Annotated in this window: 12 protein-coding genes and 1 tRNA gene; 12 read left to right on the top strand and 1 reads right to left on the bottom strand. The window is 38.1% G+C overall.

Going from position 1 to position 12562, the window contains the following annotated elements; genetic code table 11:
• Positions 1 to 14: 14 nt before the first annotated feature.
• The 11 genes from rnpA (at position 15) to HRT50_RS03085 (ending at position 10841) form a co-directional block, all read left to right on the top strand.
• Positions 15 to 401 carry a ribonuclease P protein component gene (gene rnpA, locus HRT50_RS03135; RefSeq protein ID WP_291611234.1) on the top strand — a complete coding sequence of 129 codons (387 nt, stop codon included), beginning with the start codon at positions 15 to 17 and terminating at the stop codon, positions 399 to 401.
• Positions 368 to 616 (top strand): membrane protein insertion efficiency factor YidD, encoded by a 249-nt coding sequence (gene yidD, locus HRT50_RS03130; protein WP_291611232.1) that lies wholly within the window; start codon positions 368 to 370, stop codon positions 614 to 616. Before rnpA ends, yidD begins: the two co-directional genes overlap by 34 nt.
• Positions 617 to 737: 121 nt before the next feature.
• Positions 738 to 2369, top strand: coding sequence for a membrane protein insertase YidC (yidC, locus tag HRT50_RS03125; protein ID WP_291611230.1), 1632 nt, complete (start codon positions 738 to 740; stop codon positions 2367 to 2369).
• Between the two features lie 171 nt (positions 2370 to 2540).
• A complete protein-coding gene (gene mnmE, locus HRT50_RS03120; protein ID WP_291611228.1) occupies positions 2541 to 3956 on the top strand; it encodes a tRNA uridine-5-carboxymethylaminomethyl(34) synthesis GTPase MnmE in 1416 nt (471 codons plus the stop codon).
• Between the two features lie 640 nt (positions 3957 to 4596).
• Entirely contained in the window at positions 4597 to 5094 is a 498-nt protein-coding gene (locus HRT50_RS03115) for a flavodoxin domain-containing protein (RefSeq protein ID WP_291611226.1), read from the top strand.
• 458 nt (positions 5095 to 5552) lie between these two features.
• The gene (gene mnmG, locus HRT50_RS03110; protein ID WP_291611224.1) at positions 5553 to 7442 is read left to right on the top strand and encodes a tRNA uridine-5-carboxymethylaminomethyl(34) synthesis enzyme MnmG; all 1890 of its coding nucleotides are present in this window, start codon (positions 5553 to 5555) and stop codon (positions 7440 to 7442) included.
• 60 nt (positions 7443 to 7502) lie between these two features.
• Positions 7503 to 8132 (top strand): 16S rRNA (guanine(527)-N(7))-methyltransferase RsmG, encoded by a 630-nt coding sequence (rsmG, locus tag HRT50_RS03105; protein ID WP_291611222.1) that lies wholly within the window; start codon positions 7503 to 7505, stop codon positions 8130 to 8132.
• Positions 8133 to 8157: 25 nt separating this feature from the next.
• Positions 8158 to 8964, top strand: a complete 807-nt coding sequence (locus tag HRT50_RS03100) for a ParA family protein (protein ID WP_291611220.1) — start codon at positions 8158 to 8160, stop codon at positions 8962 to 8964.
• Between the two features lie 14 nt (positions 8965 to 8978).
• Positions 8979 to 9875, top strand: coding sequence for a ParB/RepB/Spo0J family partition protein (locus tag HRT50_RS03095; RefSeq protein WP_291611218.1), 897 nt, complete (start codon positions 8979 to 8981; stop codon positions 9873 to 9875).
• Positions 9876 to 10211: 336 nt separating this feature from the next.
• Positions 10212 to 10583, top strand: a complete 372-nt coding sequence (locus HRT50_RS03090) for a hypothetical protein (RefSeq protein WP_291611216.1) — start codon at positions 10212 to 10214, stop codon at positions 10581 to 10583.
• A 78-nt stretch (positions 10584 to 10661) separates the two neighbouring features.
• Positions 10662 to 10841, top strand: a complete 180-nt coding sequence (locus tag HRT50_RS03085) for a hypothetical protein (RefSeq protein WP_291611214.1) — start codon at positions 10662 to 10664, stop codon at positions 10839 to 10841.
• Positions 10842 to 11192: 351 nt separating this feature from the next.
• Here HRT50_RS03085 and HRT50_RS03080 read toward each other — a convergent pair.
• A tRNA-Arg gene (locus HRT50_RS03080) sits at positions 11193 to 11269 on the bottom strand.
• A 264-nt stretch (positions 11270 to 11533) separates the two neighbouring features.
• Here HRT50_RS03080 and HRT50_RS03075 point away from each other — a divergent pair.
• On the top strand, positions 11534 to 12559 hold the full coding sequence (locus tag HRT50_RS03075) for an efflux RND transporter periplasmic adaptor subunit (protein ID WP_291611213.1): 1026 nt from the start codon (positions 11534 to 11536) through the stop codon (positions 12557 to 12559).
• Positions 12560 to 12562: the final 3 nt, after the last annotated feature.

Here is a 12562-nt window from a genome sequence, read left to right as displayed (position 1 = left end):
AAGGTAGTCAGACTATGGCTACTTACAAATTTAATCGGGAGTCACGTTTGTTGACTCCCGGTCATTTTCAGACAGTTTTTTCTAAACCTGTCCGTTTTGGCTCTCGCCACTTTACATTATTAGTAACACTAAAACCTCATACTCTCGTCTCTGATAAAAATAATTCAGTTGCCAAAAACCGTTTAGGCTTAGCTATTGCCAAAAAACGCGTAAAACTTGCTGTACAACGAAATCGCATAAAAAGGCAAATCAGAGAAAGCTTCCGTCTTAATCAACATGATTTACCTGCTATCGATATAGTCGTTATGGTAAAGTCAGGCATTGATCAACTTGATAACAATACGATAAATCAAGAATTAGAGAAGATATGGCGAAAAATAATTCAACGCCACAAAAGCTAGTAATTACCGGAATAAAAGGCTATCAACGCTTTATTAGCCCGTTACTAGGTCCTAATTGTCGATTCACTCCAAGCTGCTCTGCCTACGCTACTGAAGCAATTAATCGCTTTGGTGTGATAAAAGGTGGTTGGTTAGCAAGCAAACGTATATTAAGATGTCATCCGCTCAATGAAGGCGGCGAAGATCCTGTACCACTAGATAAAAAGAATAAATAGCCCGCTCGACTAAAAGAGTGTTGGTTATCAAGCTAACGTATATTAAAATGCCGCACACTTATCATATTTAATTTATGCAAGGGAATTTCCCCTGCCATCACAAAGAAGAGAAGTAAATTTTATGGAATCCCAACGCAGTCTACTTTTTATTGCGCTTATGGTTGTTACCTACTTACTGTTTAGTCAATGGCAGGAACAAAACGCCCCAATAGCTGTACCAACAAGTATTAGCCAAAATCAGTCTGGTCAAAATGCTAACGCAGACTTCGTGCCTGAATCATCAGATGCACAAATAAGTTCGGTAAAATCAAGCGAGACTTCTGCCAAATTAATCAATGTGACCACAGACACATTCACCTTAAAAATTAATAGTCAAGGTGGTGATATCGTAGAAGTAAAATTACTTAAGTACGATACCGAGCAAGGCAATGGTATTCCATTTACCGTTATGCAGAATGGCAATCAAAAATATATTGCTCAAAGTGGTTTAACCGGTGCTAATGGTATTGACCGTCTTATTAAAGGTCGCCCAATTTATACCACTGCGCAAACCGATTATGAATTAATCAATGATAGCTTAATCATTGATTTAGTTTTTAACGATGTTAGCGGTATGACGGTAACTAAACGTTTTACCTTTAATAAAAATAGCTACAGCGTTAATGTTGAATACATCATCGATAACAACACAGCAAATAGTCTCTCGGTACAAATGTATGGTCAACTTAAGCAATCTACCATGGTCGACACTGGTGGTGGCATGTTGCCAACCTACCGTGGCGCTGCTTATTCAACCACTGAAGAGCGTTACGAGAAATATGACTTTGATGATATTCAAGACGCTAACTTAACTAAAGCAACCGTTGGTGGTTGGGTTGCTATGCTTGAACATTACTTCGTTTCTGCTTGGGTGCCTAAGGCTGAAGAGAGTAACCAAATTTATACCAGTTACAGTAACAACTTTGAAGCGGTAATCGGCTTTAAAGCTCCAGCCGTTATTATTGATGCCGGTCAACAAGGTTCAACTTCTGCAATATTTTATGTTGGTCCTAAAGATCAAGAAGTCCTAGAGAAAATAGCAGATAACTTAGACTTAACCATAGATTATGGTTTCTTATTTATGATCAGCCAACCATTATTCTGGTTACTACTAACTATCCAGAGCTTTGTTACTAACTGGGGTGTGGCTATTATTATCATCACCTTAATTGTAAAAGGTGGTATGTACCCATTAACTAAAGCGCAATATACCTCAATGGCTAAAATGCGCGATTTAGCACCTAAAATGGCGCAGCTAAAAGAACGCTTTGGCGATGACAGACAAAAGATGTCACAAGCCACCATGGAAATGTATCGTAAGGAAAAGGTAAACCCTGCCGGCGGTTGCTTACCATTATTACTACAAATGCCAATTTTCTTAGCGCTTTACTGGGTATTCTTAGAAAGTGTTGAACTACGTCATGCGCCGTTTTTCTTCTGGATACAAGATTTATCAGCAATGGACCCTTACTTTGTATTACCTGTGCTAATGGGTGCAAGTATGTATGTTATGCAAAAAATGCAGCCGATGACCATTCAAGATCCAATGCAGCAAAAAATCATGCAATACATGCCGGTAGTATTCTCAATATTTATGGCTTGGTTCCCATCAGGTTTAGTACTTTATTGGTTAGTAAGTAACTTGATTTCAATTGCGCAAATGAAAATTATCTTTGCTGGCATAGCCAAGAAAAAAGCAGAAAAAGCTGCTTAACCTCGGTATTTTTAAAAAAAAACTAATAAATAAAAAGGCGATTACTGTTTAACAGTAATCGCCTTTTTTATTTTAGAGCATTAAAATCAATTGCCACTCAGCAAGAATTGGTATTAATTTTGAAATAAAGTAAAATACCCGTATTCAACAGCTCAAATTAATTACCTAGCCATGACATCAATTTCTCACACAACGACAATCGCCGCTCAAGCAACCGCACCTGGCCGTGGTGGCGTAGGTATAATTAGAGTATCTGGGCCGGAAGCCAAAAATGTTGCGCAAGCTATTTTAGGTAAAGTACCTGAGGTCAGAAAAGCTGAATACCTGCCCTTCACAGATGGCAATTCATCTGATACAACACAGATATTAGATCAAGGTATAGCACTGTTTTTCAAAGCACCACATTCATTTACCGGCGAAGATGTTATTGAGTTTCAAGGTCATGGTGGTCCGGTTATATTAGATATGCTACTTAAAGCAATTCTTGCACTTCCGAAAGTCATTATGGCTAAGCCTGGAGAGTTCAGCGAACAAGCTTTTTTGAATGACAAACTTGATTTAACTCAAGCTGAAGCCATCGCTGATTTAATTAACTCTAGTTCTGAGCAAGCAGCTCGCTCTGCCCTACACTCTTTACAAGGTGATTTTTCAAAACTAGTGCATGAAATGGTTGAAAGTATTATTCACCTACGCATGTATGTTGAAGCTGCCATAGACTTTCCGGAAGAAGAAATTGACTTTCTTGCCGATAAAAAAATAGTTACTGATTTAAAGACTATTATCAGCAAGGTAGAAGATGTTCGTAAGCAAGCACAACAAGGCAGTATTATTCGTGAGGGTATGCGCGTAGTGATTGCCGGTCGTCCAAATGCCGGTAAATCAAGTTTACTAAATGCCTTAAGTGGTAAACAAACAGCGATAGTTACCGATATTGCCGGTACTACCCGTGATGTGTTGGCCGAGCAAATTCATATTGATGGCATGCCATTACATATTATCGACACCGCAGGATTACGAGATAGTGATGATGTGGTTGAGAAAATAGGCATTGAGCGAGCTTGGCAAGAAATAGAAAAAGCTGATCGCGTGTTATTAATGGTTGATGCTAGTGAAGATCATAGTGTCTTAGAAGATGAACAAGATATAAAAGATTACTATCCTGAGTTTTTTGCCAAACTACCAGAAAACACGGGGCTTACGCTGATCAGAAATAAAGCCGACGTGAATAATACTGAAACAGGTTTTAGCGAGTTTACCGATACCGATGGCACGCAGCACGCCATAATTACCTTATCAGCTAAAACTGGTGATGGCGTTAACAGCCTAAAAGAGCACTTAAAAACGATTATGGGTTACCAAGGTAGTACCGAAGGTGGCTTTATGGCAAGAAGACGCCATTTAGTAGCGCTAGAGAATACTCATCAACATTTACTTGTCGGATTAGAGCAACTTGAATCTTACGTTGCCGGTGAGATATTGGCAGAAGAGTTGCGTATTTGTCAGCAAGAGTTGGATCAAATCACTGGTGAATTCACCAGTGATGATTTGCTAGGTAAAATTTTCAGCTCTTTTTGTATTGGTAAATAATGGACTTATTTGTTTAGTAGTAGAGGTATTATTTTCCTCTACTACTCCTCCTAGACTTCAACGCAACTCAATCCCCCTGTTCTCACTGACTAACTAATTACTGTTAGTAATGGCAAAATATCTATCCGTCCAGCAATAAACCGTCCGTTATTTATACCAATTTCAATAAGTCTCTTCCCATTCAGCGAGCTTTAAAAGGCTTAGAAGCAAGGCATAGATTTTGATCATGGCTATTCAGGTGAATATGCTCCTGCATTATCTCTTAAGCTGCTTCCATACAGCGTCCTTATCAAAATCAATAACGCAGTCTGTAAGACTTTACCTTTTATTAGGTATTCGCCCTTTGGGATCTTACCTGCGACTCGATAACTGCACATAATTTCTTTCATATATAATAATTATATAGTCCGTATTATCGCTATTGAAGCGCTTAATAATAATGATTTATCCCGTTATTTACGGCCTTTTTGGCAGTAATAACGGGTTATAACAGCCTATAGCACACTAAAAAATGCACAAAATAGCGGTTTAAGTGCCCTACTTTCCCTACTATTTAAGCTTATCTATACATTGATTATTGTTTATCTGTGCTGAAGTAATACAATAACTGCCTATATATTATCGCTATAAAGAGACCCCTATGAGCTCCATTCAAATCATTGTTGGCAGTATGCTTGGTGGCACAGAATATGTTGCTGAAGCCTGTGAAGAAACCCTAAATGATCTTGATCATAAGGTTGATATTCACCTTAAACCTGATCTTAAAAGCATCCTCAATAATACTTTCCCGAGCATTAACGAACAAAAAAAACACAGTAATTCCGACAAAAACCCTCTTTGGATCATTTGTACCTCAACACATGGTGCTGGTGACTACCCTGACAACATCAAGCAATTTGCCAGTGATCTAAGTAATTGTGATCAAGATCTATCCACGGTTAGTTTTTTGACCATAGGGATCGGAGATTCTAGCTATGATACTTTCTGCAAAGCTGCGATTGAAATATCAAAACTAATGATTTCAAAAGGTTGCATAGAAATAACACCCATTAAAACCTTCGATATGTCTGAAGACATTGATCCAGAAGAGCTTGCTCCGCAGTGGATCCGTACAAATAAAGATCTACTTTCGATCTAGTACGATCAGTTACCCATAAGTTATTAACAGTTTACGATCTTATTTTTTACCATTGTGGATAAAACAGTGAATAACCGGTTATTTTTCTATTATTATTCAGTGGATTAAATTGGATTTTAATATACCTGTGGATAACTAGCACTTTTGATCAAAGCTTATTTGCCTGTTGATCAAAGCTTGATCACAAGGTTATCATTGGTGTTACTCATTAATAAATATAAGAAAAAAGTACTTACCCACAGAAAAAGATGATCATAATAAGTAATAATAATAAGATCTTTATAAAGATCTCTTTATATATATTAAAGATCCACCCCGATCTTTTTACGAATTTGATCGTATCCATGAAGAGAAAAAAGCGTTAAAATACGTTCCATAATTTTTGAGTGATGCAAATTTTGCCATGCGCTTTTAAATAAAAACTTTAACTAATTTTAACCAAGCAGGATTGTGATTTTATGTGGTATCAAGAGTCTTATGACGTAATCGTTGTTGGTGGTGGTCATGCGGGAACCGAAGCCTCACTTGCGGCAGCACGTATGGGCTGCAAAACGTTGCTGTTAACTCATAACATTGACACTCTAGGCCAAATGTCTTGTAATCCAGCCATTGGTGGTATTGGCAAAGGGCATCTTGTTAAAGAAATTGATGCTCTCGGTGGTTTAATGGCAACGGCCATTGATCATAGCGCCATTCAATTTAGAACCTTAAATTCAAGTAAGGGTCCAGCAGTGAGAGCCACTCGTGCTCAGGCGGATCGAATTTTATATCGATCATATGTTCGAAACGTATTGGAAAACCAAGAGAATTTAACTATTTTCCAACAACCTTGTGATGACTTGATCCTTGAAAACGATCGTGTTGTTGGTATATCGACACAAATGGGTCTTAAATTTAAAGCCAAAACAGTGGTACTTACCGTTGGTACTTTCCTTTCAGGACTGATTCATATTGGTTTAAATAATTATCAAGGTGGTCGAGCAGGTGATCCTGCCAGTGTTAATCTCGCAGAAAAAATGCGTGATATGCCGTTTAGAATGGATCGTTTAAAAACAGGCACTCCACCAAGGCTTGATGCAAGATCATTAGATTTTTCAGTGATGGAAGAGCAACCTGGTGATACACCACGTCCTGTTTTTTCTTTTATGGGATCTCGCGAGGATCATCCTGAGCAAATATCCTGTTATATTACTCATACCAACGAGAAAACACATCAGATTATTCGAGATGGTCTAGATAGATCGCCTATGTATACCGGCGTAATTGAAGGTGTTGGCCCAAGGTACTGTCCATCAATTGAAGACAAGATCACTCGTTTTGCTGATAAAAACTCACATCAAATATTTGTTGAGCCTGAAGGCTTAACTACCCATGAAGTCTACCCAAATGGTATTTCAACCAGCTTACCTTTTGACGTGCAAATTGATTTAGTACGTTCAATTAAGGGCTTTGAAAACGCTTTTATTACCCGTCCGGGTTACGCCATAGAGTATGACTACTTCGATCCTCGTGATTTAAAACAGAGTTTAGAAAGTAAGTTTGTACAAAACTTATATTTTGCCGGTCAAATTAATGGTACTACCGGCTATGAAGAAGCTGCCGCTCAAGGGCTTATTGCCGCAACCAATGCTGCCAATAGAGTGAAAGAGCGTGATGAATTTATTCTCGGTCGTGACCAAGCTTACGTGGGTGTATTAATTGATGATTTAGCGACCTTAGGCACTAAAGAACCGTATCGCATGTTTACCTCGCGTGCTGAATACCGTTTATTGTTGCGTGAAGACAATGCTGATATTCGCTTAACCGAGTTAGGTCGTAAAGTCGGTTTAGTTGATGATGCTCGTTGGCAACGATTTAATGAAAAAATGGAAAATATTGAGCTTGAGCGTCAACGTTTACGATCTACCTGGATTCAAAAGGATCATCAGAATATTGATCAGATCAATGCCTTGTTAAAATCGCCGATGAGTAAAGAAGCCAGTTTAGAAGATTTGATCCGTCGTCCAGAAGTAAAATATGACGATCTGATGAAAATTGAAGGTTTAGGTCCGGCAGCAGCTGATAAACAAGCGTCTGAGCAGATTGAGATTCAAACAAAATATGCTGGCTATATTGATCGTCAACTAGACGAAATAGCCAAGAAAAAGCGTAATGAAGATACTTTGATTCCAATAGATTTTGATTATAAGCAAATTTCAGGCCTTTCTAATGAGGTTGTTGCTAAGCTAACAGATGCTCGTCCGGAAACTATTGGTAAAGCTTCGCGAATTTCTGGTATTACTCCGGCGGCAATTTCGTTATTATTAGTTTACTTAAAAAAACACGGTCTTTTACGCAAATTAGGCTAAAAGCAATAGCTAGGGGCCAGCTGACTAACTTTTTAAATTAGTCAGCTGGTCTAAATAAAAATGAATTTAACACAACAATTAACGACACTGATCAGTAAAACGCAGCTTGTCGTCTCTCAACAGCAAATCGATTTACTTATTCAATACGTTGAGCTACTCAACAAATGGAATAAAGCCTACAACCTTACTTCAGTTCGCGATCCTAGTGATATGTTAATCAAACATATTATGGATAGCTTAATGGTCGGTGAAGTACTTATTGGTGAAAACTTTATCGATGTTGGTACTGGTCCTGGTTTACCGGGCATACCACTGGCTATTTTGTATCCAGAAAGAAATTTTGTCTTATTAGACAGTTTAGGCAAGCGTATTACCTTTCTTAGACAAGCGGTTTTTCAGTTAAAGCTCACTAATGTTACACCAGTGAAGGCAAGAGTTGAAGACTATCAAGGCGAGCAGCCTTTTGATGGTGTCTTGAGTCGCGCCTTTTCTTCTCTTAATGATATGGTAAGCTGGTGCCAGCATTTAATAACCACGGAGCAAGGACGATTTTTTGCACTGAAAGGCCAATATCCTCAGGATGAGATCAGCCAATTACCTGAAAATATTACTTTAGTAGACAGTCATAAAATTATCGTACCTGACTTGGTTGGTGAACGCCATGTACTGGTCTTGAAGAAATTGCACTAGCAACAAAATATAAATAGAGGCGCTTGTGGGAAAAATAATAGCAATTGCAAACCAAAAAGGTGGTGTGGGTAAAACTACAACCGCGGTTAATTTGGCTGCCTCGTTGGCGGCGACAAAACGCAAAGTTTTATTAATTGATTTAGATCCGCAAGGCAATGCCACCATGGCCAGTGGTGTTGATAAGTACAATGTTCATGCCACCTGTTATGAATTACTGGTTGAAGAGCAGAGTGTTGAACAGGTTGTCATTAAAGAAACCTCAGGTCTTTATCATTTAATTTCAGCCAATGCCGATGTTACTGCCGCAGAAATCAAATTGATGGGTGTTTTTGCCCGAGAACAGCGATTAAAAAGCGCCCTAGCGCCAGTAAAAGACTACTATGATTTTATTATTATTGACTGCCCGCCATCACTAAATATGCTGACAGTTAATGCTATGACGGCTGCTGACTCTGTTTTAGTGCCAATGCAATGTGAGTACTATGCGTTAGAAGGCTTAACAGCCCTAATGGATACCATCACTAAGTTAACGTCCGTAGTGAATGATAAATTACATATTGAGGGCATACTTCGCACTATGTATGATCCACGTAATCGTTTAGCAAATGATGTATCTGAGCAATTAAAACGCCATTTTGGTGATAAAGTTTATCGTAGTGTTATCCCTCGAAATGTTCGTTTAGCTGAAGCTCCGAGTTTTGGAACGCCAGCTATGTATTATGATAAATCATCAACCGGCGCTAAAGCCTATTTAGCCCTAGCTGGTGAAGTGTTACGTAAAAATGATGCAGCGAAAAAAGCTCAGAAAGCTACCGCCAGTGTCGCCAATTAGCGCAAAGGAAAATTATGAGTACAGCAAAACGTAAAGGCGTTAGTCGCTTAGGTCGCGGACTTGATGCTTTATTATCAACAGCGATTCCAGCTGCACCAACAGATACAGCGCAAGAAAGTCCAAAGGTAATCACCAGCGATAATGAGTTTCAAAAAATTGCCATCACCTCACTTGTTCCCGGTAAATATCAACCGCGTCGTGATATGTCGGATACGGCCTTAGAAGAATTATCATTATCGATTCAAGCACAAGGCATTATTCAACCAATTGTTGTGCGTTTAGTTGCAGATGATCAATATGAAATTATTGCTGGTGAACGTCGCTGGCGTGCCGCTAAATTGGCTCAGCTTGATATTGTCCCTTGTTTAATTAAAAACGTACCGGATGAATCAGCAGTAGCGATAGCCTTAATTGAGAATATTCAGCGTGAAGATCTTAATGCCATGGAAGAAGCTATCGCGTTAGAACGCTTATTAACTGAGTTTGATTTAACCCATCAGGAAGTTGCTTTAGCCATTGGTAAATCACGCACTACAGTCAGTAACTTATTGCGTTTAAATAACTTAAACGAAGAAGTAAAAACCTTTTTGGAAAATGGTGATATTGATATGGGCCATGCCCGTGCTTTATTAGCATTGGAAGGTGATGAGCAAACGTCAGCAGCACAAATAGTAGCGACTAAAGAGTTAACGGTAAGAGAAACCGAGAGCCTAATTAAGAAGATTCAAAATCCAGTTGCGATAAAAGAAAAAGTTGAAAAAGCCATTGAGACCGTAGAGTTGGAACAAGTCTTAGCAGACAAACTTGGCGCTAAAGTCGCTATTAGTCACAATAAAAAAGGCAAAGGAAAATTAGTTATTTCTTATGCTAATTTAGAAAAGCTTGAAGATATTTTAGCTAAAATTAATTAATGTTATATCGTTAAATTTCCAATATTAGAAACCAGCCTAGTGCTGGTTTTTTTTGTGTTAAATATATTGTTTAATAAACACCTTTAGGCAAGGCGTTGATTGAATAGAATGGTTATCTCCATACAGAAAACAATAACGTATAATATGTTTTTAAGAAAACCACTCTTAATAAAAAAAATGCGCCTTGAGCATCAAACTAGAATCTTGAAGTATTATGGGTATAGTAAATACTCTTAGGGATTATTCTATGTTGAAGTTGCTTATATCAGGGCTATCTTCACTGTTTTTTTTACTTAGTTAGCCGATGACGATGCCGCAGTATTACTGAAAAAATGGATGAACTATTTCGTTCACAAAACTCTAGCAGGTATTTCGGCTAATACCCTACCCTCAGGCTATGCGTTAAATGAATATGTTATTGTGATGATCGAGTACCACTATAATGGTGCTGGTAGCAATAACACTGATGATTACCATGAACTTGCCACTCAAGCGCCCTATCAGAAGGCTGGTGTATATCTTTATCGTCAGCATTATATTATCACTGTGCTAACGTGGTTGGCCTCTCAGCTTATCTCTGTTAGCGCGGATGTACCAAATAATGAATATACTTTTGGCTCTGAGCTTCGTGCTTATCAGCTGAGTGTTTATGCTAGTTTAAGATATTATTTTCAACAGTGCTTTAAAATGAAAGTGTATAAAAAGTGACAAATAGCAGATACCAGCTTTGAATTAACAAATTTTTAACGTAAAGTATCTATTGTTATTACTTTCAAGGATGAAATTATGCAAGAACTACCGCCATTAACTCTCGTTAAAACCTGGCTTGATGTTGTTCAACAACTCGATATCCCTATCACTATTCGCGATAAACGTAGCAAATTACTTAACTATTATTTTGGCTCTATTGCCCAAGCCCAAATATATGTCGAAGAAAATGATGACTATTGCCAAAGAGTATCTTAGTTATTAATTTTCTTTCAACATTATTACGCTAACTCACACCAATTTCATTTTTATAACTTTGACACTCAAGCTATTACTCCAATCGTAAAGTAGCCTATGGGAACAATACAAAGCTTGGTATCAATGACTTATATACCGAATGAAAAAAATAGTATTTACTCAATTAGATTTTTACAAAGTGGATATAAAGCGTTTAAGTCATCCTTTATAGCAATAAATTTAGGATGATAGACCTAGAATTGGACAATTTTAAGATAAGGGATATATGCTGGGCATTGCCAAGTATTTAGTTTTCAGCTCAATGAAGTATTGACTATTAAAGCAATCAGCAAGGTTTTTACTTTAAATAAATGGTCCACCCGACAGGAGTCGAACCTGTGACCTCGCCCTCCGGAGGGGCGCGCTCTATCCAGCTGAGCTACGGGTGGTTTGTTGAGGAATATACTAAGTTTAATATTACCTCAAGGAATGCGCGGCAAATACTATAATTTATCAATATGCTTGTCTAGTTAAGTTGTCGAAAATATCTCATTAGTCGTTAGCTTTACTTATCACTAATCCCCTATATTTATAAAACTTATGTACTTTAGTTAAAAAACTGCCTAAAGTTATGAATACCCTATTAAACTTTCGGTTGTATTACCAAAATGAAACCACGTATTTTCGGGTTACTTTCATCACGAATAGCCCCAATGTTACTGATAAGTTTGTTTATCGTCAGTACGTCATTAATGACGCCTGTTTATGGGCAAGCGATTGAAACTAAAACCCTTAAAGTTGAGCCTATTGTTAAGCATATTAACCGTACCGGTAAGTTAGCCTTTAAGCGAACGCTAAACCTATCTTTTAAAAGCAGTGGTTACTTGGAAGAACTTAACATTGATGAAGGTGAAAGATTTAGTAAAGGTCAATTGCTTGCACAACTTGATACTGCTGAGCTAATAGCGGATAAACACTCTAGTTATGCGCATTTATTACAAGCAAAGCGAGATGTTAAGCGCATAAATACTTTACTGAGTAAAAACTTGAGCTCTCAGCAAGCATTAGATGATGCTAAAACGTTATTGATAACGACACGTGCCAGCCATAAAGTGGCTTTATATAACCTCGCTAAAGCGCAATTGTTAGCTCCTTTTGATGGCGTAGTATTAAACCGATTTACCGAGTTAGGTGAGTTACAAAACCCAAACCAAAGTGCATTACAAATAGCTGCTATAAAAAACAACTTAGTGGTTCGTGTGGCGCTAACCGCAGCGGAAGTTAATTTAGTTACATTAAAGCAAAATATGAAGGTCAATTTAGCGCAATTTGGAGTATCCTCGGGCACTGTCAGCAAAATTCCGGCTATTGCCGATCAAAAAAGTCATTTGTTTACTATTGAAGTACTGTTAGAAGATATAGCCGCCAATCAAATTATTGTCGGTCAACTAGCCCATGTCATAACTGACATTACTACCGACATCCTTGCTTATCGTTTACCTATTGAGGCGCTTAATAGTGTTGATAGCCAAGGTCGGGCCTTAATTATGGTGCTAGTTAGTAATTCGACTGAAGCTGAAGGTTATCAACAGCAGGCGTTTGTCATTAAGCAGCTCTCAAATGAATATATCTATTTGTCCGCTAAGCAAAGCTCCCTACCCTTAACTATTGTTACTCGAGGCTGGCAACAGCTGACTTTGGCGAAAGAGCCGTCGGTAGATGAAGCACAATATCAATAAGGG

Source organism: Colwellia sp. (assembly GCF_013215345.1).
Classification (GTDB): domain Bacteria; phylum Pseudomonadota; class Gammaproteobacteria; order Enterobacterales; family Alteromonadaceae; genus Colwellia.
The sequence above is the reverse complement of the archived record's forward strand: the minus strand, read 5'-3'. Positions and strand labels throughout refer to the sequence as shown.

Coding starts and splice junctions, on each gene's coding strand:
- yidC (WP_291611230.1), top strand. CDS start 738: ATGGAATCCCAACGCAGTCTACTTTTTATTGCGCTTATGGTTGTTACC.
- rnpA (WP_291611234.1), top strand. CDS start 15: ATGGCTACTTACAAATTTAATCGGGAGTCACGTTTGTTGACTCCCGGT.
- HRT50_RS03075 (WP_291611213.1), top strand. CDS start 11,534: ATGTTACTGATAAGTTTGTTTATCGTCAGTACGTCATTAATGACGCCT.
- HRT50_RS03090 (WP_291611216.1), top strand. CDS start 10,212: ATGAACTATTTCGTTCACAAAACTCTAGCAGGTATTTCGGCTAATACC.
- HRT50_RS03095 (WP_291611218.1), top strand. CDS start 8,979: ATGAGTACAGCAAAACGTAAAGGCGTTAGTCGCTTAGGTCGCGGACTT.
- mnmE (WP_291611228.1), top strand. CDS start 2,541: ATGACATCAATTTCTCACACAACGACAATCGCCGCTCAAGCAACCGCA.
- HRT50_RS03085 (WP_291611214.1), top strand. CDS start 10,662: ATGCAAGAACTACCGCCATTAACTCTCGTTAAAACCTGGCTTGATGTT.
- yidD (WP_291611232.1), top strand. CDS start 368: ATGGCGAAAAATAATTCAACGCCACAAAAGCTAGTAATTACCGGAATA.
- HRT50_RS03115 (WP_291611226.1), top strand. CDS start 4,597: ATGAGCTCCATTCAAATCATTGTTGGCAGTATGCTTGGTGGCACAGAA.
- rsmG (WP_291611222.1), top strand. CDS start 7,503: ATGAATTTAACACAACAATTAACGACACTGATCAGTAAAACGCAGCTT.
- mnmG (WP_291611224.1), top strand. CDS start 5,553: ATGTGGTATCAAGAGTCTTATGACGTAATCGTTGTTGGTGGTGGTCAT.